Genomic DNA, 22899 nt, shown 5'->3' with positions numbered 1-22899 from the left:
GCTCGACGAAGGGACCCACCGGCGATGCGGCCTGTCTCACCCGAAGCTCCTCGGTCGACCGGTTTTCCGTTCACCGCGGTCGTCGGCATGGAAGACCTTCAACTGGCGTTGATCCTGGCCGCGATCTCACCGGCCATCGGCGGCGTGCTGATCCGTGGCGAGAAGGGCACCGCCAAGTCGACGGCCGTCCGCGCACTGACCGAGATCCTGCCGCCGGTGGACGTCGTACCCGGGTGCCGGTTCTCGTGCGACCCCGACCATCCGGACCCTGCCTGCCCGGATGGCCCACATCAGGAATCCGCGACAATGACCCGCCCTGCACGCTTGGTAGAGCTGCCGGTCGGTGCCACCGAGGACCGGGTGCTCGGTTCGCTGCACTTGGAGAAGGCGCTCGCCGAGGGCATCACGGCGTACGAACCCGGACTCCTGGCCGCCGCGCACCGCGGGCTCCTGTACGTCGACGAAGTCAACCTGCTGCACGACCACCTCGTCGACGTCCTGCTCGACGCAGCGGCAATGGGGCGCGCGACGGTCGAGCGCGATGGCGTGTCCGTCACGCACCCCGCCCGCTTCGTCCTGGTCGGCACGATGAACCCGGAGGAGGGCGAGCTCCGGCCGCAGCTCCTCGACCGCTTCGGCCTGACCGTCGACGTGGCCGCCAGCCGTGATCCCGCCATCCGCGTGGAAGTGATGCGCGCACGTCTCACCTACGAAGCGGATCCGCTGAGTTTTGTTGTCCGGTACGACGGAGCGCAGCGTGAACTCGCCGAGCGCATCATCAAGGCGCGGGACCTCTTGTCCGAGGTGATCCTCACCGACGCCGCGCTGCGGCAGATCGCCGAGATCTGTGCCTCGTTCGACGTGGACGGTATGCGGGCCGACCTGGTCACAGCCCGTACCGCGGTCGCGCACGCAGCCTGGTCCGGCCGGACTGTGGTCGAGGTGGAGGACGTCCGCGCCGCGGCGAAGCTGGCGCTGCCGCACCGCAAGCGCCGCAACCCCTTCGACGCCCCCGGTCTGGACGACGAGCAGCTCGAGCAGGCGATCACCGACAGCACGCCGCCCGAGCCGGACCCCGACGACGATCCCGACGGTGGCCCTGATGGCGGCGGCCCGGACGGTGGCGGGAGCCCGGACGACGTTCAGAACGACGGCGGCCAGGACGACAGCGGCGAGCGGGCTGAGGATTCCAGAGAGCCGAACGAGAACGTGGAGAGCGCTCCCGGTCCGGCTCCGAGCGGCCAGGTCGCGGGGAGTTCCGAGCCCTACAAGGCGCGCCTGCTGAGCGTTCAGGCCGCGGGTGCCGGTGTAGCCGGTCGGCGATCCCGGGCGCTGACCGAGGTCGGCCGCGTTGTCGGCGACCGTGCTCGCGTCGGCCGGGAATCCGGTCGCCCGCACCTGCTCGCGACGATCCGTTCGGCAGCACCGCACCAGCACGCCCGCGGCCGTTCCGGACCGGGCCTCGCGGTGCGGACCTCCGACGTTCGGCTGGCCGTCCGCGAGGGCCGCGAAGGCAACCTGGTCTTGTTCTGCGTGGACGCGTCCGGCTCGATGGGCACGAAGAAGCGGATGGGTGAGGTCAAGACCGCGATCGTGTCCCTGCTCCTCGACGCCTACCAACGCCGCGACACCGTCGGCCTGGTCACCTTCGCGGGCGCCGACGCCACCGTCGCCCTGCCGCCGACCGGCAGCGTCGAGACCGCAGTACGGCGCTTGGAATCCTTGCCGACAGGTGGTCGCACCCCGCTGGCCGAAGGCCTCCTGCAAGCCTCCGAAGTACTGCGGATCGCCGCGATCCGCGACCCCCGCAGACGGCCCTTGCTGGTGCTCGTCACCGACGGCCGGGCGACCTCGGGCGACAAGGCATTCGCCAGGGCGCGGCAGGCCGCCGGCTGGATCGGGCAGCAGGGGATCGCCTCGGTCGTGGTGGACTGCGAGCCACGCAGGGGAGTCCGGCTGGGCCTCGCGGCAGAGCTGGCTGCCGACCTCGGCGCGGAGTACCTCGATCTCGGAGAAGTTGCCGCGGGCAACCTCGTGCGCGCCGTCACCGATCGGAGGGCCGCCTGATGCCGCAGGGACAGCCGAGCGTCGTACCGCAGGACGGGCTGACCACCCGGCAGCGCCGCAACCGGCCGCTGCTGATGGTGCACACCGGGGAGATGAAGGGGAAGTCGACCGCCGCCTTCGGGATGGCGCTGCGCGGCTGGAACCAGGGCTGGAACATCGGGGTCTTCCAGTTCGTCAAGAGCGCGAAGTGGAAGGTCGGCGAGGAGAGCGCGTTCAAGGCGCTCGGTCAGGTGCATGAGTCGACCGGTCAGGGTGGGCCGGTCGAGTGGCACAAGATGGGCGAGGGCTGGAGCTGGTCGCGCAAGGCCGGCACCGAGGAGGACCACGCCGCGGACGCGCTCGAGGGCTGGCGGGAGATCCAGCGCCGGATCGCGGCCGAGACGCACGATCTCTACGTGCTGGACGAGTTCACCTACCCGATGAAGTGGGGCTGGGTCGACGTCGACGAGGTGGTCGAGACGCTGACCTCCCGCCCGGGCCACCAGTACGTCGTGATCACCGGCCGGAACGCTGACCAACGACTGCTCGACGCCGCCGACCTGGTCACCGAGATGACAAAGGTCAAGCACCCCATGGACGCCGGCCAGAAGGGCCAGAAGGGCATCGAGTGGTGACCGACCCGGCGCGGCTGCTTCCGCGGATCGTGGTTGCCGCTCCTTCTTCTGGTGCGGGGAAGACCACTGTCGCCGTCGGGTTGATGGCGGCGTTGCGGCGCGCTGGTCACACTGTCGCGGGGTTCAAGGTGGGTCCGGACTACATCGACCCCGGATTCCATGCCGTGGCGACCGGTCGGCCCGGGCGGAACCTCGATCCGATGCTGTCCGGTGAGGAGCGGGTCGCACCGCTCTTCGCTCACGGTTCGGCCGGTGCGGACATCGCCGTGGTCGAAGGCGTGATGGGCCTGTACGACGGTGCGCTGGGCACCGAGGGCTACGCGTCCACCGCGCACGTCTCGAAGTTGCTCGAAGCCCCTGTCGTCCTGGTCGTCGACGCATCGGCCGCGGGTCGCAGTGTCGGGGCCGTTGTGCAGGGATTCGTCGCCTTCGACACCGGCGTGCGGATCGTCGGAGTGATCCTGAACAAGGTCGGCTCCGATCGGCACGAAGCCGAGGTCCGGGCCGGTGTCGCGCCGACCGGCGTGCCAGTGCTGGGCGTACTGCGGCGCGACACCCGCCTGACCGTGCCGAGCCGCCACCTCGGGTTGATCCCCGCGGACGAACAGCGGGAGCAGGCCGAAGCAGCAGTCGATGCCGCCGCGGAACTAGTCCGCCAAGGCGTCGACCTGGAGGCATTCGTCGCCGCCGCGCGCGCTGCCGCCCCCATCGAGGTCACCGCCTGGGATCCATCAGCCGAGTTGACCTCCGCCGCCGCGCTGACTTCAGCCGCCGCCGAGCTGACCCCCGCACCCGAGGGCCGACGGCCGGTGATTGCGATGGCCGGCGGGCCGGTGTTCTCGTTCCGGTACACCGAGACGGCCGAGCTGCTCGTTGCCGCGGGCGCCGAAGTGGTGACTTTCGACCCGCTCCACGAGTCTTTGCCCGAGGCAACTTCTGCGCTCTACCTCGGCGGTGGTTTCCCCGAGATGCATGCCGAGGCCCTGTCCGACAACGCAGTACTCCGTGAGCGGGTCGCCAGCGAGGTCGCCGCTGGGCTGCCGGTCATCGCCGAGTGCGCCGGACTCCTCTACCTCTGCCGGGAGCTCGACGGCCACCGGATGACAGGCGTCCTGCCGGCAACCGCACAGATGACAAGCAGCCTGACGCTGGGCTACCGCACTGCTGTCGCCGCGAACACCACGGCCTTCTTCGACGAGGGCCGCCGGGTGCGCGGTCACGAGTTCCACCGCACGGCTGTGCACCTCGACGATGACCACAACTGGAGTTCGGCCTGGTATCTCCCGGGCGGCAACCAGGAAGGACTCAGCCGCGGCCGGGTCCACGCGTCGTACCTGCATCTGCATTGGACGGCGACTCCTGACGTGCCGGCGAGGTTCGTGGCAGCGGCCCGGGTTCATGCGGGGTTGGAGAAGTGAGGCTGGTCGTAGGGATCGGCCTGCGCACCGATACGTCGTACAGAGAGCTCCGAGACCTGCTGGACTCCGCACTGGCCGGGCTCGAGCCACGAGACGTCACGCAGGTGGTCACCGTGGACGGCCGCGAAGCCGAGCCGGGCCTACAGCGGCTGGTCGCGTCCCTAGGCGCCTCCTTGTTCACAGCAACGGCACTGGAGCTGTCGCAACAACCCGTGCCCACTCCCAGCGACCACGTCGACCAACTAGCCGGTACTGCGAGCGTCGCCGAGGCCGCGGTGATCCTGAGCGGCGCGGAGCTCCTCGCACCGAAGCAGAGGTCAGCGAGAGCAACAGTGGCCGTCGGGAGGCTCCCGGAGGAGCAGGTGCCGGCTGCACCGGGCTACGCGGTGGGGGATCGCGATGTCGTACACCGAGTGCTGGCGGAGCGGCGTGACGTGCGGCGGGGCTTCCTTGATCGGCCGATCGCGGACGACCTACTCACGAGAGTGCTGGAGTCGGCACATCGCGCGCCGAGTGTCGGATTGAGCCAGCCCTGGGACTTCGTACTGATCCGCGACCTCGCGACGCGCCGGAAGGTGCATGACCTGGCTACGAGTCAGCGGGACGCCTTTGCTGCGTCGCTGCCTGCTGGGCGGCGGTCCGCCTTCGACGGGCTGAAGATCGAGGCGATCCTCGATACACCGCTGAACATCGCCGTGACCTGCGACGCAGGACGCGGCGGCCGGCACGTGCTCGGCCGGCACGCGGACCCGCGTACCACCTGGTTCTCGGTGGCGATCGCGATCCAGAACCTGTGGCTCGCGGCGCGGGCCGAAGGTCTGGGAGTCGGCTGGGTGTCGTTCTTCGAGCCCGGAGAGGTGGCTGCGGTCCTGGGTCTGCCAGGGCACGTGGAGTTGGTGGGCTACCTGTGTGTCGGGCATGTCGAGGAGTTCGCCGGGACGCCTGAGTTGGTGAGGTCGGGCTGGGCTGCTCGGCGACCACTGTCCTGGGCGGTGCACCAGGAGGCTTGGGGGAGTCGCGGCCTGCCCGGCGAGCAACCAGCAGCCGTGATCGCGAAGGACGCCGCGCGCGCAGGATCCGCAGTACGGGCTGTTGCTGGTGAGCAGTCGGTATACCTGGCAGTGGTCGATGGCGCGGACGGAGCGGAGTACTTGCGGCGGGCGGACGGGCTCGTAGTACGGGTGGGGGCTGAGAAGCCGACTGCTGACTTCGGAGTGTTGTGGCGGCCCGCGCGGACCGTCGACGAGGCTGTGGAGCTTGGTGTCGAGGTGGCGAGGGATCTGGCGCCGCAGGGTGTTTCCGAGATCGTTGTGGAAGTCGTAGAGCCCTCGGACATCACCGAAGGGCTCGCGCGCGGGATATTCCTGGGCGGACTGGCGTGTGGAGTCTCAGTGAAGGGTTCGGATGGAGTCGGAGAGGTGTCACACTCCTCCGCATGACCGTTCCACCGCAAGGCCAAGCACCCATGTACGTGCCCGCGTTCTCGATGCTGCAGCGGATCACGATGATGGCGAACAAGTACGAGCTGATCGCCACCAACCCGGACGGCACCGACGGTCCGCTGCTCGCGTTCGCGCAACAGAAGCGGATGGCGTTCAAGGAAGAGGTCACCTTCTACACCGACGACACCAAGTCGCGGGTGGTGTTCTCGTTCAAGGCGCGCAAGCGGCTCGACCTGAGCTCGGGGTACGACGTGTTCGACGCGAACGGCCAGGCGATCGGCTGGTTCAAGAAGGAGTTCGGCAAGAGCCTGCTGCGGTCCAGCTGGCAGCTCGCCACGGACGGCGTCCAGGCGGACGGCACCGAGCGGAACCCGACCATCGCGGCCGTCCGGCGGATCTGGGAGTTCGTCCCGTTCATCGGGGAGATCCCGATTCCCTTCATCTTCCACTTCGACTTCACCGACCGCAGCTCCGGCCAGCACGTGATGTCGGTCGAGCGGAAGATCTCGCTGCGGGACCGGTACCACGTCCAAGTGTCGGATCCGCGGCTCGATTTCCGGGCCGCGGCGGCGATGACGGTCGCCCTGGACGCCCTCCAGAGCCGCTGACCCCCGCTGCAGAGCCGCGAATCCGCCCTGCAGTGCTGCCGAACCGCCCTGCAGAGCCGCTACGTGGTGTCACGCTATCCGCGGTACTCCGCTGGTCCGGAGTACCGCGGATGTCGTAGTACAGCGTCACTCTTTTGGGTGAACGGACCCTGAGGGCCTTGGTTCGCGGTGTCGGCAGTGCGAGTCTTATAAGCATGGGTGTAGCGCAGCGCAGTCGACGGTGGTTGGTGCCGGTCACGGCAGTCGCGGTGGTCGCAGGCGTGGGGGCGCTCGGACCGGTCGTCGCCGACGCCTCTCCGGATCTGCCCGGGATCACAGCGCAGGACCTGCTCGCAAAGGTGCAGACCGCCAAGGTCGACGGTCTGTCCGGCACGGTGACGTCGTCGACGGACCTCGGTCTGCCTTCGCTGCCCGGGATGGCGCCGGAGGCAGGCCAGTTCCTCGACCTGCTGACCGGTGACCACACTGCGCGAGTCGCCTTCGCCGGACCGGACAAGGCCCGGGTCTCGGTGCTCGACGACATGGCCGAGCGAGTGCTCACCACCGACGGCAAGACCGCCTGGGTCTACGACTCGTCCAGGCGCGAGGCCGCCAAGATCAACCTTCCCGCACGCCCGGCGAAGCCGGAGGTCGCCCCGGAGAAGGAGGCGTACGACCCGCAGGCCGCCGCGAAGAAGTTCCTCGCCGCGATCGACCCGTCCACCAAGGTCGAGGTCAGCGGCACGGAGAGTGTGGCCGGCCGCGACGCGTACAAGCTGCGGCTGATCCCGCGGACGGACAAGTCCACGGTCGGCTCGGTGACGCTCGCGGTCGACTCGAAGACCTGGATCCCGCTGCAGGTGACGGTGATGCCGCGGACCGGCAAGGACCCGGCGGTCCAGCTGGGCTTCTCGTCGGTGTCGTTCGACGTACCGGCCGCGAGCACCTTCGCCTTCACCCCGCCGAAGGGTGTGAAGGTGACGGAGAAGACGGTTCCTGCCGCGCCGGACAAGAAGGTGACGCCGCCGGCGTCGCCGAAGAAGAGCACTCCGACCAAGCCGGAGCGGTCCGGCCGCGACCACCCGACGGTGATCGGGCAGGGCTGGGACAGCGTGGTGATGGTGCGTGGACAGCTGCCGGTCGGGAACGGTCCGCTGGACCAGTTGCTGGCGAAGGCTCCGACGGTCCAGGGCAGTTGGGGTTCGGGCAGGGTACTGACCACCAAGATGGTCAGCGCCCTGATCACCGACGACGGCCGGGTCTTCATCGGCCTGGTCACCCCGGACACCCTCCAGGCAGCCGCCGCCAAGGCCCCCCGCTGACACCGCCGACCCAGCCACGGGCAGCGCAGCCATGACACCCGACCCCACGGGCGCCGGCAACCCTGCCCCGAGCAACCCCGAGCCGATGCCCGACGGCTCAAACGTGGGCGAGGTTGAGATGCCGGTGGTCACTCGGGGGCTGACCAAGCGGTTCCGGGGTGGGCAGGTGGCTGTGGATGCGATTGATCTGGAGGTGCCGGCGGGCAGCATCTTCGGGTTTCTCGGGCCGAACGGGTCGGGGAAGACGACGACGATCCGGATGCTGCTGGGGCTGATCACACCGACCTCGGGATCTGTGCAGTTGCTCGGGCAGCCGATGCCGAAGGCTCAGCTGTCGGTGCTTCCTCGCGTGGGCGCGCTGGTCGAGGGGCCGGCGTTCTACCCGTTCTGGACCGGGCAGGCGAACCTGCTCCGCTTCGATGCCGCCGACCGCACCGCCGACCCGCGCACCCGGAAGGCCCGCGCGGGCGAGGCGCTCGAGCGGGTCGGACTGTCGAACGCCTCCGGCAAGAAGGTCCGGGCGTACTCGCTCGGCATGCGTCAACGCCTGGCGATCGCCGTCGCGTTGATGCAGCGCCGCGAACTGCTGGTGCTCGACGAGCCGACCAACGGCCTGGACCCGCAGGGCACCCGTGAGGTCCGCCACCTGATCCGCGACCTGGCCGGCGACGGGACCACCATCTTCACCTCGACCCACCTGCTGGCCGAGGTCGAACAGCTCTGCACCCACGCCGCGGTGATGAGCCGGGGCCGGATCGTCCGGCAGTCCACCATGGCCGACCTTCGCTCCGAGTTGAGGCCGCGCCTGGTTGTTCGTACTCCGGATCCGCAGCAGGCCGAGAAGACCCTCGCCAGCCTCGGCCTGACCGACGTCCGCAGGCAGGACGACGTCGTCGATGGTGATCCCGGCGAGCTCCCGATCGACAAGCTCGCAGCCGCCCTCGTCGCGGCCGACGTTCGCATCCACGCCTTCGGGCTCCAACACCCGAGCCTCGAAGACGCCTTCGTAGCCCTGACCGGAGAAGGCTTCGATGTCGCCGAGTGAAACCGCCACGACTGTGACCCGCCCTCTTCCGGCGCGGCCGAGTGCTGGGCGGCATGCGGTGGCGTTGTTCGCTTCGGAGTTGCATCTGGTGTTCGGGCGGGCGCGGACCTGGGTGACCTTGGCTGTGCTGGCGGGAGTGCCAGTACTGGTCGGGGTGGCGATCAGGTTGTCCGGCTCCGAAGGCGGTGCCGAGGGCTTCATCGGACAGGTGGCCGGCAACGGGTTCTTCCTGATCGTCGCGAGCCTGGCGCTGTCGTTGCCGTTCTTCCTGCCGACCGCGGTGACGGTCGTGTCGGGGGAGTCGCTCGCCGGCGAGGCCAGCCTCGGCACTCTGCGGAACATGCTGACCGCACCGGCCGGACGCTCCCGCCTGCTGGCGGCGAAGATGGTCGCCCTCGCCGTGTTCTGCCTGACCGCGACGATGGTGATCTGGCTGTCCGGCCTGATCGCCGGCGTGGTGCTGTTCCCGGTGGGCGACGTTGTCCTGCTCTCCGGTACGACGGTGTCGCTGGCCGACGGCCTGTTGCGCGCCTTCGGGATCGCGATCCTGATCGCGCTGTCGCTGCTCGGGCTCGCGGGGATCGGCCTGTTCGTGTCGTCGCTGACCTCGACCCCGCTGGCCGCGATGGCGGCGACCTTCGGCGCGTTCATCGTGCTCGGCATCCTCGGCGCGATCCCGCAGATCGACGTGATCCACCCGTGGCTGCTGATGTACGGCTGGACCTCGTTCGCCGACCTGCTCCGCGACCCGCCGTACTGGGGCGCGATCATGCGGAACCTCTGGATCCAGGCCGCCTACCTGGCCGTCTTCTACGCGGCTGCCTGGGCACGCCTGACCAGCCGCGACATCAACGGATAACCTCGCCGGGTGCACCCCGACCTGGTCTCCGCCCTGCGCTGTCCCGTCTGCGGCGACCCCCTCGGACTGACCGCCCGAACTGCGAGCTGCCCACGCGGGCACTCCTACGACCTGGCGAAACAGGGCTACCTCAACCTGTTGCCCTCAGCATCAACCGGGATCGAGGGCGACTCGGCCGCGATGGTCGAAGCCCGCACCACCTTCCTGTCCACCGGCCACTACACCCCCATCCTGAACGCACTCAGGGCACACACCACCCAACGCCTGTCCGAGCTCGCGGCCGGTACTGCGAGGAACAGGGAACTGATCGTGGAGGTAGGGGCTGGGACCGGGTATTACCTGGCAGGGGTGGTGGGGGACGGCAGCGAGCGCTGGGGCCTGGCGTTGGACGTGTCGCGGTATGCGGCTCGACGGGCGGCGAAGGTTCATCCGCGCGTGGGGTCGGTGATCTGTGACGCGTGGCGAGAGATCCCGCTGCGGGACGGCGCCGCGCAGGTGATTCTCAATGTGTTCGCGCCGCGCAACGCCGAGGAGATGGCGCGGGTCCTGGCGCCCGGCGGCTCCCTGGTCGTGGTGACGCCGAACCAGGGGCACCTGGCGGAGTTGGTCGGAGTACTGGGGATGGTGCGGGTGGATGAGGAGAAGGAACGGCGGTTGACTGAGTCGCTGGCCGGGTCGTTCGAGAGGACCGGCAGCGAGGTCGTCGAAACCTTGATGCGGCTGGATCATCCAGCGGTGGAGCGGCTGGTCGCCATGACGCCGAGTGCGCGGCACACGGAGCCGGGTGAGCTGACGGAGCGGATCGCAGTACTGCCTGATCCGGTGGAAGTGACGCTGTCGGTCACGGTGTCGACCTGGCGAGCTGCCTGAACGGCGCCGGCTCGAGCACGGCACTGTCAGACCTCTCGCAAGCCCAACCGCTGCGACAGACGACTCAGCAGGGGCTGTGGGTCAGGCGGCGGTTTCGGTCAGGGTGCGGGCGACGTCGGCCGCGTGCTCCTTGGCGGAGGAGTGGGCCTCTTCCTCCGACACCTTGGACTGGTCGATCAGCTCGGCCATCGCCGGGGTGACCGGAGCCAGGGTGAGCTCGGCGACGGCCTGGCGGACGTCCATGCCGAACATGTCGCCGAAGACGCGCTCCAGGTACGGCGTGGCGTGATCCCAGCCCTCGCGGGGCGTGCCGGCGCCGTAGCCGCCGCCACGGGCCAACGTGAAGATGATCGGCTTGCCCTGGACCGGGCCGGGGCCGCTGACCAGGTCGGTGTCGGTCAGCAGCAGGTCGATCCAGGTCTTCACGTGCTGGGAGATGCCGTAGTTGTACAGCGGGACCGCGAGCAAGACGGCGTCGGCGTTCTTCAGTTCGCTCGACAGCTCCTTGGCCAGGGCCACTGCCTCGGCGGTTTCCGCGCGGTCCGCGTCCGGGCCGCCGTCGAGACCCATGTTGGCCGAGATGACCGCGGGCCAGACATCGGACGGGATGGGGTGCTTACCCAGGTCGCGACGGACCACGACGCCGTCCGGGTGCTCCGCCTGCCAGGTGGCCTCGGCGCTGTCGGCGAGCGCGCGGCTGACGGATCCGTCGACCCGGATGCTGGCGTCGACGCGAAGGAGGGTGGTCATGTGATTCCTCTCAGGAACAGTTCGGGGCGAGGCTCATGATGAGCTTCATCGAAGATAGTCTGTCTAGCAGAACATATTCAAGTTAGATCGTATTTCCCGTCGCGTAGACCACGTACGATGGGTTTCATGACCAGTTCTGTGCCCGAGTCGCGCGGCGGGGGAGCGACCGCGACTTCTGTCGAGGCCGATCTCGGTTGGGCGCTCGGCGTCGTCTTCCGCCGGTACGCCAAGGCCGCCGCGGCCGCGCTGGACGACGTCCCGGGCGGCCCCCGCGGCTACCAGGTGCTGGCGACGACGAACGCCGAAGGGCCGAAGCGGCAGCTCGACCTGGCCGCGCAGCTGGGCGTCGACCGGACGGTGATGACCTACCTGCTGGACGACCTGGAGAAGACCGGCCTGGTACTGCGCCAGCCGGATCCGGTCGATCGCCGGGCGCGGCTGATCGTGCCGACGGACCAGGGCAAGGAGACTCTGTGCGACCTCGAGCGCAGGCTGTCCGCGGCGGAGCGGGACGTGCTGGGCAGCCTCGACGAGGGTGAACGGCTGATCTTCCGGATGCTGCTCCAGCGGGTGGCGGTGAAGGCCGACGCGGTCGACCCGATCCAGAACGCCTGCGAGCTCGCCGACGAGACCATCGACATCACCGAAACCTGATCAGCCCGGCCAGGCCACAGACCAGCTCAGGTCGCGGCCTGAACTGCTCGAGACGGACTGCTCAGGACTCAGTGCAGGGGGACGAAGCCGGATTCGTAGGCCAGGATGACTGCCTGGGTGCGGTCCCGGGCGCCTAGCTTGGCGAGCAGGTTCGCCACGTGGGTCTTGATCGTCTGCACCCCGAGGATGAGTTCGGCGGCGATCTCCGCGTTCGACAGCCCGCGAGCCATCAATCGCAGTACCTCCTGCTCCCGATCCGTCAACTGGTACTGCTCCAGCCCGCTCGGCTGCTGGTCCGTCGGCGCGTGAGCCAGCGCCAGCGACCTGATCGCCTCCGGGAACAGCAGTGACTCGCTCCCCGCGACAGTGCGGATCGCCGCGATGATGTCGTCCGGGGGAGTCCGCTTCAGCAGGAACCCCGAGGCCCCCGCCCGCAGCGCGTCGTACACGTAGTCGTCGTTCTCGAAGGTGGTGACGACCAGCACCCGCGGCGCCGGGTCGAGCCCGTCGAGCAGCAGCCGGGTGGCCTGGATGCCGTCGACCGCGGGCATCCGGACGTCCATCAGTACGACGTCCGGCCGCGTTCGCCGGACCACCGGGAGCACCTCGGCGCCGTCGCCCGCCTCGCCGACCACGGACAGGTCGGGCTCCGCGTCGATGATGGCGCGCAGGCCGCTCCGGATCAGCGGCTCGTCGTCCACTACGACCACCGAAATCTGCACTGTCATCCTTTCGTCGTGACGGCGACGGGCAGGGTCACCGCGAGTCTCCATCGGTCCGCGACCAGGCCCGCCTCGACGGTGCCGCGCAGTACGGCGACCCTCTCGCGGATGCCGGCCAGCCCTCGTCCGCCGCCCGAGTGGTCCGAGGTGCCGCTGACCGGGTTGGTCAGCTCCAGCAGCAAGCCGGTCTTGTCGAGGTTGATCGACAGGTCGACGGTGAGTTCGTCGGCGGGCCGGCCGGCGTGCCGGATCGCGTTGGTGAGACCTTCCTGGACGATCCGGTACGCCTCGCGGGACACCGCCGCGGGCAACTCGTCGAGGTCGCCGGTGCGTTTGACCTCGACGGTGATCCCACCCGCGCGGGTCGCCTCGACGAGCCGGGTCAGGTTGCCGAGGGTGGCCTGCGGCGCGGTCTGCGATCCCGGTCGGCGGTCATCACGGAGCAGGCCCAGCACGTGGTCGAGGTCCGCGAGCGCGGCGCGGGCCGAGGTCTCTATAGCGGCGAGCGCGGTCTCGGCGAAGGCGGGATCGGTTGCGAGCACCCGCCGCGCGGCGGCCGCCTGGATGGTGACGAGGCTGAGCGCGTGGCCCACGCTGTCGTGCAGCTCGCGGGCGAGACGGTTGCGCTCGGCAAGTGTCGCCGTACGCCGCTCGAGCAGTTCGATCCGCTCGGCCGGTGTCGGGCCGAGCACCCGCGGGGCCGTGTAGGCGAGCAGTGCTCCGATCGCGGCGGACAGGACGAAGACGAGGGCGATCGCGATGATCGAGGCGAGCGGCATCCAGAGATCGGTCCAGCTGCCGCGGACCTGGTAGTCGATGCCGGGGACGACTTCGTGGGAGCCGGGTGAGCGGAAAGGTGCCGCGAGCAACACTGCACCGACGCCGAAGACGAAGGTGCTGATCACGCCGACGAATCCACCCGCGACCAGGTGCAGGCAGAACCAGGTGGTGGTCCGGCGGCGCTGGGCCCAGGTCCGGGCCGGGCCGAGCGGCTGCTCGTCGAACCGGACGCCGAGCAACGACTCGACGGCGATGCCCTCCACCTCGCGGACGGCCGGCAGTCCACCCAGTACGACGGGCGGGGCGACCACCACGACGGCGATCAGGATCCCGGTCAGAACGACAGGCAGGTCCAGCTCCTGCACCAGGGAGACCAGCGCGCTGTCGACCAGGATGAAGGCCAGCACCAGGGCAGCACCCAGCAGCAGGTAGACCCAGCGCAGGTACGTCGACCCGCGCACCAGCACGTTCGCCACCTGTTCATCCTGTCAGCCCGACGGTCCGGACCAACTCCCTCGGCCGGGGGAACCCTCTCCCTCTGCGGCTTGACAAGCCCGAAGTGGTACGGCGTACCGGCGTGGTTCCCGGGAGCCAGTGCGGGGTCCCGGCAGGAGAGAGCGCTTGCATGACGGAGATCACACAACACCGCCGGTTTACACAAATTTGTCCTAAGGCGAACACGTTGTGTCCTCAGGAACGTCGCGATCTGCTGTCCAGGCAGGTACGGTCTGTGGTCGGGGCGGGATGCCCGTCCGGGTGCGGACAGGTATGGGGAAACGGCTCCAGGACGGGCGGCAATCGGGTTCTGAGGGGATCCGTACGGTGGGTAAAGACACTGTGAAGTCCCCGAGGGCCGATTGACCACCCTTCCATATTTGATGTTTGATCAAATATCGGACAGGAGAGGTCCAAGCATGAGGTTCAGACGTTCGGCCGTCGCCCTGGTGGCGGTTATGGCACTCGCTGGGGTCAGCGCGTGCAATGACAGCGACACGGGCAGCCAGAACGGAGACGAATCACTGACGAAGGTCAGCTACCTGACCTCGTTCAACACTTTCGGCCGCGAGGCCTATGCCTATGTCGCGAAGGAAAAGGGCTACTTCAAGGACGCCGGTTTCGACGTCACCATCAACCCGGGCAGCGGTACCGTCGACGTGCTCAAGCTCGTCGCCGGCGGCCAGGCCGACTACGGCATCGGTGACTTCACCGCGACCGTGATCACGCTGGGCAAGCAGAAGCTCCCGGTGACCACGGTCGGGATGGTCCACCAGCGGTCGCTGGCCGCGATCGTCGCGCTCGAGGGTGGCTCCATCAAGACCCCGCAGGACCTGCCGGGCAAGCGGATCGGTGACCAGCCGGGGTCGACCAACACGGTGATGTTCCCGCTGTACGCGAAGGCCGTCGGGATCCCGCCGAAGGACACCAAGTTCGTGCCCTCGCCGCCTCCGGGTCTGCCGGCGCTGCTCGCGTCCGGCCGGGTCGACGGGATCGGTCAGTTCGTCGTCGGTGTGCCGCTGGTCGAGAAGGCCGACAGCAAGAAGCGCAAGGCCGTCGTGCTGCCGTACGGCGAGAAGCTGCCGGACCTGTACGGGAACGCGATCATCACCCGGACGGATATGGCCAAGGAGCACCCGGACCAGGTGAAGAAGTTCACCGCGGCGCTGCTCAAGGGTCTGCAGGACACCATCGACGACCCGGCCGGGGCCGCCGCGATCCTGAAGAAGTACGTGCCGAACACCGATCTCCAGGTGGCGACCGAGGAACTGAAGCTGATGAAGCCGTACGTGAAGCCGGAAGGCTTCGACGGCGCGCTGGGCGAGGTCAACCCGACCCGCGTCCAGAGCATCATCGACTCCCTGGTCGACGCCGAGCAGATCACCAAGGGCTCCGTTACTCCGGCCGACGTGGTGAGCACCGACCTGGCGCCGAAGGGCTGAGCATGATCCGGCTGGACGGTGTGGGGCAGGTCTTCGAGGGACGCGGGGGCCGGGTACAGGCTCTCGACGGGATCGACCTGCACGTCCGGCAGAACGAGTTCGTCACGTTGATCGGCCGGTCCGGTTGCGGCAAGTCCACGCTGCTCCGGCTGATCGCGGGACTGCTGCCACCGACGTACGGCGGGGTCGAGGTGGCGGGGGAACCCGTCACCGGACCTCGCCGGGACGTCTCCTTCATGTTCCAGCGACCGGCGCTGCTGCCCTGGCGGTCGGTCATCTCGAACGTGATGCTGCCGGTGGAGATCTCCGGCGGCGACTCCGAACGCAGCAAGTCGCAGTACCGGGACCGCGCGCACGAGCTCCTCGACCTGGTCGGGTTGAAGGGGTTCGAGCGCCGGCTCCCGCACGAGCTGTCCGGCGGGATGCAGCAGCGGGTGTCGCTGTGCCGGTCGCTGATCCGCAGCCCCAAGGTGATGCTGATGGACGAGCCGTTCTCGGCTCTCGACGCGCTCACCCGGACCGAGCTGTCCGCAGAGCTGCAGCGGATCCAGATGGAACTCGCGACCACCATCGTCTTCGTCACCCACTCGATCGAGGAGGCCGTCGTGCTGGCCGATCGGGTGGCAGTACTGACGCCGCGGCCCGGCCGGTTGCGCGAGATCGTCGAGATCGACATCCCGCGGCCGCGCAGCCTCGGCCAGAACGCCCACCTCGCCGACGTGGCGCAGATCAGCGGCCACCTGCACGGTCTGCTCGCCGAGCGCCCGCACGACCAGGTGGACGTCCCCGAGGCACGGCGATGAGCAGCAGGGGATCCTGGCTCACCACCTCCCGTACGGCGGCCGTTTTGCTGCCCGTCGTCGGGCTGATCGCCGCGATCGGGCTGTGGTGGGCGGCAACGGTCGTCTTCACGATCGAGCCGTTCCTGCTGCCGTCCCCGCTCGACGTCGTCGAGACCTTCCTCGAACAGCCCGGCTACCTGCTGAAGGAGACCGGCGTCTCGCTGCTGGAGACGATGGGGGGTTTCCTGCTCGCGATCGTCGTCGGCGTCCCGATCGCCTTGCTGATCGTCCGGTCGGCGGTCCTCGAGCGGCTCGTCTACCCGCTGCTGCTGGGCGTGAACGCGATCCCGAAGATCGCGATCGCGCCGCTGCTGGTGGTCTGGATGGGCTTCGGGATGTTCCCGAAGGTCGTGATGGTGCTGCTGGTCTGCTTCTTCCCCGTCGTCATCTCGACCGCGACCGGGATGAAGTCCACCCCGGTCGAGCTGGTCGAGCTGCTCCGCTCGCTGAACGCCAGCCGGTCGCAGGAGTACTTCAAGCTGCGGCTGACCTACGCGATGCCGCAGATCTTCACCGGGCTGAAGGTGGCGATCTCGCTCGCGGTGATCGGTTCCGTGATCGCCGAGTTCGTCGGCGCCCAGGCCGGCCTCGGCTATGTGATCTCGAGCTCGGGACAGAGTGCCGACACGGCGCTGGCCTTCGCAGCCATCACGTTGCTCAGCATCATGAGCATCATCTTGTTCTACGGCCTCGTGCTGCTGGAGCAGAGACTGTTGCCGTGGGCACAGGAGACCCGGTGACGGCCCAAGCCTCCGACGCCGACGGCCGCGTCCTGGTCCGGCCCGCCTGGCTGGAGACGACCGTCTCGGCCGTCTTCACCGCGCTCGGGTTCGAGCCGGCCGACGCGGGCCGGATCGCCGCAGCCCTGGTCGAGGCCGACCTGCGCGGCGTCAGCTCGCACGGCGTGATGCTCGTGCCGATGTACGTCGAACGCCTGAACGCGGGTGGGGTGACCCGGGAACACGAGCTGGACATCGTCCACGACGCGGGTGCGGCGCTCGTCGTGGACGCGCGCGGCGGGATGGGTCAGCTGTCCAGTCCGCAGGCGATGGGACACGCGATCGAGCGGGCCGGCCGGTACGGGATCGGCCTGGTCTCGGTCCGCAACGCGCACCACTTCGGCGCCGCCAGCCGGTGGGCCACCCAGGCGGCCCAGGCGGGCTGCCTCGGGATCGCGATGTCGAACACCACCCCGCTGATGCCCGCGCCCGGTGGGGCCGAGCGGCTGGTCGGGAACAACCCGCTGGCGATCGCCGTACCGACCGAGGCCGGCGTGGAGATCGTGCTCGACATGGCCCTGTCGGCTGTTGCCCTGGGCAAGATCCGGATGGCCGCGTCGGCCGGGCGGCCGATCCCGGACACCTGGGCCACCGATCCGTCCGGACTCCCGACCACGGACCCGGAGGCCGCGGTACTGGGGATGTTGCTGCCGGCGGCCGGGCACAAGGGGTTCGGGCTGGCGCTGATGATCGACGTGCTGACCGGGGTGCTCAGCGGTGGTGGCTGGGGTGACCAGGTGCGGCCGCTGTACCGCGAGCCGGACCGGCCGAACGACTGCGCGCACCTGTTCCTCGCCATCGACCCCGAGTTGCTGGGTGGTGCCGAGGGGTTCCGGCAGCGGTCGTCGGCGTTGGCGGACCGGGTGCGGGGGAGTGCCCCCGCGCCGGGGGTGAAGCGGTTGCATCTGCCGGGGGAGATCGAGGCGGAGCGCGCCGAGCACCAGCGGCGGCACGGAGTACTGATCGAGAGGTCGGGGCTGGACGGACTGCTGGAGGCCGCTCGTGCGGTCGGCGCCGTCATCCCGGCGGGAGGGGTGCTGGGCTGATGGCGAAGGAACAACTGACGAGTGAGGCGCTGCGGACCCCGAACGGGGTGTTCTCGCAGGCCACCACGATCGAGGCGACCGGACGGCTGGTGTTCGTGTCGGGGATGACCGCGCGGCGGCCGGACGGCAGCATCGTCGGCGTCGGCGACGTGACGGAGCAGACCCGGCAGGTGTGCGAGAACGTGCAGGCCGCGGTCAAGGCGGCCGGTGGCACGCTCGACGACGTCTGCCGGGTGGACGTGTACGTCCGCAACATGGAGGACTTCGCCAAGATCCACGAGGTCCGCGCGCAGTACTTCCACGAACCGCTGCCGGCCTCGACGATGGTCGAGGTCAGCAAGCTGGCGCACCCGGACTACCTGATCGAGATCAGCGCGATCGCGGTGATCCCGTGAGGGCCCGGGTGGGTGATCCCATGCGCAAGCCCGAGCACTCCACCTTCTTCACCAAGGGCCCGGACGTGGTGATCGGCCCGTACGACGAGATCGCGTACGACCAGACGATGCCGCTCGGCCCGTGGATCGTGACGGCCGACGAGCTCGGCGATCCGCAGGACGTGCGGCTGCAGTGCCTGCTGAACGGCGAGGTCATGCAGGACGCCTCGACCAAGCAGATGGCGTACGACGTGGCGACCCTGATCAGCGAGTTGTCTTTCGGGATGACCCTGCGGCCGGGGGATCTGCTGCTGACCGGGACGCCGGCCGGGATCGGCAACGCCCGCCAGCCGCAGGTGTTCCTGCGCGAGGGCGACGAGGTCGTCACCCGGTCGGACAAGCTCGGCGAGCTGCGGAACGTGCTGGTTCGAAAGGATCTCGCATGAGCGGCCGGCTGGAGTTGCTGCCCGGCGGCGGACGCGGCGGGCGCCGTACGTTGGCCGAGACGGCCGCGGCCGAGCTGCACCAGCTGATTCTGTCGGGGGAGTTGCCGAGCGGCACACCGCTGCGGCTGGTCGAGCTGGCGAACCGGCTGGACATGAGCCAGATGCCGGTCCGGGAGGGACTGCGGCGGCTGGAGGCGCTCGGCCTGGTCGACATCATCCCGCACCGCGGCGCGTGGGTCCGCGAGCTGTCGATCGAGGATCTGCAAGACACGCACGAGACACGGCTGGCGCTGGAGAGCCTGGCGGTCCGGGCGGCTGCCGAGCACTTCGGCGAGACGGACGAGCAGCAGGCGAAGGCGGCGCTGAGCGAGCTCCTCCTGCTCTCCCGGTCCGAGGACTCGGTCGGCGCGCGGCAGGCACACGCCGACTTCCACTTCACCCTCTACCGGGCCGGCGGCTCGCAGTGGCTGGCCCGGGCGATCGAGCCGGTCTGGCAGAACAGCGAGCGGTACCGGTTCGGCAGTCGGCAGACCGCGTTCCAGATCGAGCGGAACCGGCAGGAGCACCAGGCTATCCTCGACGCCTGCGTGGCGCGCGACGCAGACGCCGCCGAGCAGGCGCTGCGGAACCACCTGGCTGGCGCCGTACAGCGGATCACCGAGACGATGACCTCCCGACAGAAGGGGACGTCATGAAGGTGAGCTTCGACGCGACCGGCGAGGTCGTGGTGGTGACCGGCGGCGCGCACGGCATCGGCGCGGCCCTGGCCGCGGCGGTCGCCCGGCGCGGCGGTACGGCGGTCGTGTTCGACATCTCGGTAGGCGCAAGCGTGCCCGGAGTCGAGTACGTCGACGTGGACGTGGCGGACCGGGAGGCGGTGCTCAAGGCCGTCGGCACCGTGATCGAGCGGCATGGACGGATCGACGGGCTGGTCGCAGGCGCGGCCGTGCAACCGCGGGCGTCCGTGGTCGACACCGACCCGGACGAGTGGACCCACACCCTGAAGGTGAACCTGGACGGCGTGGTCTGGGCCTGCCAGGCGGTCGTCCCGCACATGGTGGACCGGCGCAGCGGCTCGGTGATCGTGTTCAGCTCGGGGATGGCCTCGACCGGCTTCCCCGGCGCGGCCGCGTACGCGTCGAGCAAGGCCGCTCTCGGTGCCTTCGCGCGGACCCTCGCGGCCGAGGTGGCCGAGCACCGGGTCCGGGTGAACATCATCGCGCCGGGGGTGATCGACACCGAGCAGTTCCGCTCCGCGAACATCGGCGCGGACCTCGAGCACTGGCGCGACACCCTCGGGATCGGTGATCCCGAGGACGTGGTCGGTCCACTGCTGTTCCTGTTGTCCGACGCGGCTGCGATGACCGGTTCGCAGCTGACCCGCGAACTGGCGTTCGCCCGGCTAGAGACCTTCAAGGAGTGCTGAGTGTCGCCTGATCACCAGCTACCCGTCGCCATCGTGGGCGCCGGGCCGATCGGCCTGACGACGGCCCTCGGCCTGGCGCACTACGGCGTACCGTTCGTGCTGCTCGAGGAGGACGCGACGCTCTCCTCGGACACCAAGGCCGGTACGACGCTGACCCGGACGCTGGAGATCTGGAACCGGTACGGGTGCGTCGAGGAGATCCTGGCGGCGGCGCTGCGGATCGACGAGATCGGCGACATCGACCGGGCCACGAACACGCCGCGCGCCTCGGTGCAGCTGGCCGAGCTCGTGAACGACACGCAGTTTCCCTTCGTCATCAACCTGCCGCAGCAGCACATGGAGCCGATCCTGGCCGCGGCGCTGGAGCGGGCCGGTGGGTCGGTGCTGACCGAGCACCGGCTGGAGTCGTTCGAGCTCGTCGACGACCATGTGGTGCTGACGGTCGAGACCCCCGACGGCGTGCAGCAGCTCGAGGCGTCGCACCTGTTGGCCTGCGACGGCGGCCGGAGCAAGGTCCGCGACGCGCTGGGAGCGACCGTGTCGGGCGAGACTCTGCCCGAGCGGTACATGCTGATCGACGTCGTGGTGGACCTGGACGTGTCCAACGCTCGCGACTACCCGTACCTGGCCTACTTCGCGGACCGGTCCGAGTGGATGGTGCTGATCCGGCAGCCCGACTGCTGGCGGTTCCTCTTCCCGCTGGCGCAGGGGGCCGAGCAGCCCGGTGCCGAGGACATGCTGGTCAAGGTCAAGCAGTTCATCGGCGAGGTGGACCGGATCGAGCTGGTCGGCTCGGTCGTCTACAACGTGCACCACCGGGTGGCCGACCACTGGTCCGCCGATCGCAAGGTGTTCCTGATGGGCGACGCCGCGCACCTGATCACCCCGATGTGGGCGCTCGGCCTCAACACCGGTGCCCTGGACGCGTCGAACCTCCCGTGGCGGATTGCCTGGGTACTGCGGGGCTGGGCCGAGCCCTCGTTGCTCGACGGCTATGAGCAGGAGCAACGCCCCGTCGCCATCAACGGCTCCGGTGAGATGGCAGAGGCGGCCCGCAAGTACATGTCGCACCAGCGGGGTGCGGTGACCGCGGCAGGCAGCGACTGGGCGACCGCCTACACCCGGACGCTGCTCGGAGTACGGCTGGACGTGGACGGTGAGGGGGACTGGTCGATGGTGATGACCAGCGCCGAGCCGCCTGCGGTCCGGGCGGGTGACCGGGCTCCTGACCTGGCGCTGCACGGTCCGCTGGGCCGGGAGACGATCCACGGGCTCTGCCGCGAGTCGTTCGCCGCGCTCTACTTCACCGACGTGCGGCGGCGGCCGGAGATCCCCGTGAACGACTCCCCGGCGCTGAAGCACTACGCGATCTCCCGCTGGGACGCCCCGCTGGACTCGGGCCTGCGTGACCGCTCGCTGTTCGACCCGGGCAGCATCGCGACCAGCCGGTACGGCGTACCGGCCGAGACCGTGGTACTGGTGCGTCCCGACGGGCACATCGCGGCGGTGGCCCCGATGGGTCCCGGGGTGGCGGAAGAGCTCTACACCGGGATCACCGGTCGGCCGGTACCTCGGGAGGTGGACTGATGAGTGCCTTCGACGAGCGCATGCGCGAGGTGCTGCTGCAGACGGACGACCTGGAGTGGGCCGAGAAGTCGCTGGCCGGGTTGTCCCACAAGATGCTCTGGCGGGACGAGGAGACCGAAGCGTCGATCGCGCTGGTTCGCTTCGACAAGGGCTCCGGGATCCCGTCGGCCCACCAGCACGCGTCGAACCAGTTCATGTTCTGCCTGTCCGGGCGGTACGTGTACCTGCCGACCGGGACCACCCTGACCAAGGGCAGCTTCTACTGGAACCCCAAGGGCGTGGAGCACGGACCGACGCTGGCGGAGGAGGCCTCCGTCCTGCTGGAGATCTACGACGGGCCGCACTACCCGGAGCGGCCGTCCTTCTACGACAACGACGAGGACGCTCGCTGATATGGCCGGCTGGGACGTCCACACCCACCTGATACCGCCGACGGTGCTCGCCGCGGCGCATCAGCGTGCCTTCGGACTGGCTGTCGAAGGCGGCGCCCTGGTGGTCGACGGGCGCGAGCGGTTGCCGCTGCAGCGCCTGGCGAATCCGGCCGCGCTGCTGGAGTGGATCGACGAGCAGCAGTTGGAAGGCGCAGTGGTGTCCGTGCCGCCTGCGCTGTTCCGCTACGACCAGGGTGTCGAGTGGGCGTCCCTGGTGAACCAGGGGCTCCGCGAGCTCGCCACTCCGCGGCTGCGCGTGCTCGGCCAGCTCCCGCTACTCGACCCTGCGGCTCCGGAGGTCGCCTCGGCGCTGGCCGACGAGGGTGTCTTCAGCGGCTTCGCCCTCGGTACCGCGGGCTTCGCCGCGCTGGACCACGTCTGGCGCGAACTGGACCGCCTTGAGGCGTTCACCCTGATCCACCCGAGCCACAGCCACGACAGCCGGCTCGAGGCCTTCTACCTGTCGAACCTGCTGGGCAATCCCTACGAGACGGGGCTTGCCGCGGCCGAACTGGTCTTCGCCGACGTCCCCGGGAGGTTCCCGGGCATCCGGTTCTGCCTCTGCCACGGTGGCGGCGTGACGGCGGCTCTGGCCGGGCGCTGGCAGCGGGGGATCGACACCGCACGACCAGGGATCGAACCACCGTCGCTGTCCGTGGCAGAAGCCTTGCGGCAGTTCTACGTGGACGACCTGGTGCACGACACCGCAGTACAGGCGTTGCTGGGGGCGACGTTCGGATCCGACCGGGTGCTGGCCGGAAGTGACTGGCCTTTCCCGATGGGCAGCGAACGAATCGATCAAGGCCGGGCGGCCGCTCGGGCGACGGTGTCCGAACGGATCACCCGGCCGCTGAAGAAGGGGGCCGTTTCAGCGTGAGAAGGCCTTTCAAGCACGACCGAG

The 22899-nt window shown here is 69.4% G+C and carries 24 protein-coding genes; 21 read left to right on the top strand and 3 right to left on the bottom strand.

The features are described 5' to 3' along the window. Positions 1-24: 24 nt before the first annotated feature. The 9 genes from EV644_RS05520 to EV644_RS05480 all read left to right on the top strand — a co-directional run bounded on the left by EV644_RS05520 (position 25) and on the right by EV644_RS05480 (position 10224). A complete protein-coding gene (locus EV644_RS05520) occupies positions 25-2067 on the top strand; it encodes a putative cobaltochelatase (protein ID WP_132188246.1) in 2043 nt (680 codons plus the stop codon). Beyond that, complete coding sequence (cobO, locus tag EV644_RS05515; protein WP_132188247.1) at positions 2067-2681, top strand: cob(I)yrinic acid a,c-diamide adenosyltransferase; 615 nt, start codon at positions 2067-2069, stop codon at positions 2679-2681. Before EV644_RS05520 ends, cobO begins: the two co-directional genes overlap by 1 nt. After that, positions 2678-4099, top strand: coding sequence for a cobyrinic acid a,c-diamide synthase CobB (locus EV644_RS05510; protein WP_241998041.1), 1422 nt, complete (start codon positions 2678-2680; stop codon positions 4097-4099). Before cobO ends, EV644_RS05510 begins: the two co-directional genes overlap by 4 nt. Then, positions 4096-5538, top strand: coding sequence for a 5,6-dimethylbenzimidazole synthase (gene bluB, locus EV644_RS05505; protein ID WP_132188248.1), 1443 nt, complete (start codon positions 4096-4098; stop codon positions 5536-5538). Before EV644_RS05510 ends, bluB begins: the two co-directional genes overlap by 4 nt. Further along, a complete protein-coding gene (locus tag EV644_RS05500) occupies positions 5535-6149 on the top strand; it encodes an LURP-one-related family protein (RefSeq protein WP_241998042.1) in 615 nt (204 codons plus the stop codon). Before bluB ends, EV644_RS05500 begins: the two co-directional genes overlap by 4 nt. 194 nt (positions 6150-6343) lie before the next feature. Further along, entirely contained in the window at positions 6344-7450 is a 1107-nt protein-coding gene (locus EV644_RS05495; RefSeq protein WP_132188249.1) for a LolA family protein, read from the top strand. A 31-nt stretch (positions 7451-7481) separates the two neighbouring features. Next, positions 7482-8495, top strand: a complete 1014-nt coding sequence (locus EV644_RS05490; RefSeq protein ID WP_241998043.1) for an ABC transporter ATP-binding protein — start codon at positions 7482-7484, stop codon at positions 8493-8495. Further along, a complete protein-coding gene (locus EV644_RS05485) occupies positions 8482-9354 on the top strand; it encodes an ABC transporter permease (protein WP_199239663.1) in 873 nt (290 codons plus the stop codon). The genes EV644_RS05490 and EV644_RS05485 overlap by 14 nt, the downstream gene beginning before the upstream one ends. 9 nt (positions 9355-9363) lie before the next feature. Beyond that, on the top strand, positions 9364-10224 hold the full coding sequence (locus EV644_RS05480; RefSeq protein ID WP_132188250.1) for a putative RNA methyltransferase: 861 nt from the start codon (positions 9364-9366) through the stop codon (positions 10222-10224). An 81-nt stretch (positions 10225-10305) separates the two neighbouring features. Here EV644_RS05480 and EV644_RS05475 read toward each other — a convergent pair whose 3' ends face one another. Next, entirely contained in the window at positions 10306-10974 is a 669-nt protein-coding gene (locus EV644_RS05475; RefSeq protein ID WP_132188251.1) for an FMN-dependent NADH-azoreductase, read from the bottom strand. A 126-nt stretch (positions 10975-11100) separates the two neighbouring features. Between EV644_RS05475 and EV644_RS05470 the strand changes: the two genes are divergently transcribed. Next, positions 11101-11628: a MarR family winged helix-turn-helix transcriptional regulator gene (locus EV644_RS05470; RefSeq protein WP_241998046.1), complete on the top strand. Its 528-nt coding sequence runs from the start codon at positions 11101-11103 to the stop codon at positions 11626-11628. Between the two features lie 68 nt (positions 11629-11696). Here the strand turns inward: EV644_RS05470 and EV644_RS05465 are convergent, their stop codons facing one another. Together EV644_RS05465 and EV644_RS05460 are read right to left on the bottom strand one after the other, a co-directional pair. Continuing rightward, the gene (locus EV644_RS05465; protein WP_132188253.1) at positions 11697-12356 is read right to left on the bottom strand and encodes a response regulator transcription factor; all 660 of its coding nucleotides are present in this window, start codon (positions 12354-12356) and stop codon (positions 11697-11699) included. Further along, the gene (locus tag EV644_RS05460; protein ID WP_132188254.1) at positions 12353-13606 is read right to left on the bottom strand and encodes a sensor histidine kinase; all 1254 of its coding nucleotides are present in this window, start codon (positions 13604-13606) and stop codon (positions 12353-12355) included. Before EV644_RS05460 ends, EV644_RS05465 begins: the two co-directional genes overlap by 4 nt. Before the next feature lie 438 nt (positions 13607-14044). Here EV644_RS05460 and EV644_RS05455 point away from each other — a divergent pair, with 438 nt between their 5' ends. Genes EV644_RS05455 through EV644_RS05405 form a run of 11 tightly spaced genes read left to right on the top strand, consistent with a single transcriptional unit; the run spans position 14045 to position 22875 of the window. Continuing rightward, entirely contained in the window at positions 14045-15067 is a 1023-nt protein-coding gene (locus EV644_RS05455; protein ID WP_132188255.1) for an ABC transporter substrate-binding protein, read from the top strand. Between the two features lie 2 nt (positions 15068-15069). After that, positions 15070-15870 carry an ABC transporter ATP-binding protein gene (locus tag EV644_RS05450; RefSeq protein ID WP_132188256.1) on the top strand — a complete coding sequence of 267 codons (801 nt, stop codon included), beginning with the start codon at positions 15070-15072 and terminating at the stop codon, positions 15868-15870. Continuing rightward, positions 15867-16649 carry an ABC transporter permease gene (locus EV644_RS05445; protein ID WP_132188257.1) on the top strand — a complete coding sequence of 261 codons (783 nt, stop codon included), beginning with the start codon at positions 15867-15869 and terminating at the stop codon, positions 16647-16649. The genes EV644_RS05450 and EV644_RS05445 overlap by 4 nt, the downstream gene beginning before the upstream one ends. Further along, positions 16646-17734, top strand: coding sequence for an Ldh family oxidoreductase (locus EV644_RS05440; RefSeq protein WP_132188258.1), 1089 nt, complete (start codon positions 16646-16648; stop codon positions 17732-17734). Before EV644_RS05445 ends, EV644_RS05440 begins: the two co-directional genes overlap by 4 nt. Continuing rightward, positions 17734-18129: a RidA family protein gene (locus EV644_RS05435; RefSeq protein ID WP_132188259.1), complete on the top strand. Its 396-nt coding sequence runs from the start codon at positions 17734-17736 to the stop codon at positions 18127-18129. Before EV644_RS05440 ends, EV644_RS05435 begins: the two co-directional genes overlap by 1 nt. Before the next feature lie 20 nt (positions 18130-18149). After that, positions 18150-18554: a fumarylacetoacetate hydrolase family protein gene (locus tag EV644_RS05430; protein ID WP_241998048.1), complete on the top strand. Its 405-nt coding sequence runs from the start codon at positions 18150-18152 to the stop codon at positions 18552-18554. Beyond that, positions 18551-19249 (top strand): GntR family transcriptional regulator, encoded by a 699-nt coding sequence (locus EV644_RS05425; RefSeq protein WP_132188260.1) that lies wholly within the window; start codon positions 18551-18553, stop codon positions 19247-19249. The genes EV644_RS05430 and EV644_RS05425 overlap by 4 nt, the downstream gene beginning before the upstream one ends. Continuing rightward, on the top strand, positions 19246-19980 hold the full coding sequence (locus EV644_RS05420) for an SDR family NAD(P)-dependent oxidoreductase (RefSeq protein ID WP_132188261.1): 735 nt from the start codon (positions 19246-19248) through the stop codon (positions 19978-19980). Before EV644_RS05425 ends, EV644_RS05420 begins: the two co-directional genes overlap by 4 nt. Next, on the top strand, positions 19981-21567 hold the full coding sequence (locus EV644_RS05415) for an FAD-dependent monooxygenase (RefSeq protein ID WP_132188262.1): 1587 nt from the start codon (positions 19981-19983) through the stop codon (positions 21565-21567). Next, positions 21567-21959 carry a cupin domain-containing protein gene (locus EV644_RS05410; protein WP_132188263.1) on the top strand — a complete coding sequence of 131 codons (393 nt, stop codon included), beginning with the start codon at positions 21567-21569 and terminating at the stop codon, positions 21957-21959. The genes EV644_RS05415 and EV644_RS05410 overlap by 1 nt, the downstream gene beginning before the upstream one ends. Before the next feature lies 1 nt (position 21960). Next, positions 21961-22875 (top strand): amidohydrolase family protein, encoded by a 915-nt coding sequence (locus tag EV644_RS05405; RefSeq protein WP_132188264.1) that lies wholly within the window; start codon positions 21961-21963, stop codon positions 22873-22875. Positions 22876-22899 lie beyond the last annotated feature (24 nt).

The organism is Kribbella orskensis, from assembly GCF_004342085.1.
GTDB classification, from domain to species: Bacteria; Actinomycetota; Actinomycetes; order Propionibacteriales; family Kribbellaceae; genus Kribbella; species Kribbella orskensis.
The sequence above is the reverse complement of the archived record's forward strand: the minus strand, read 5'-3'. Positions and strand labels throughout refer to the sequence as shown.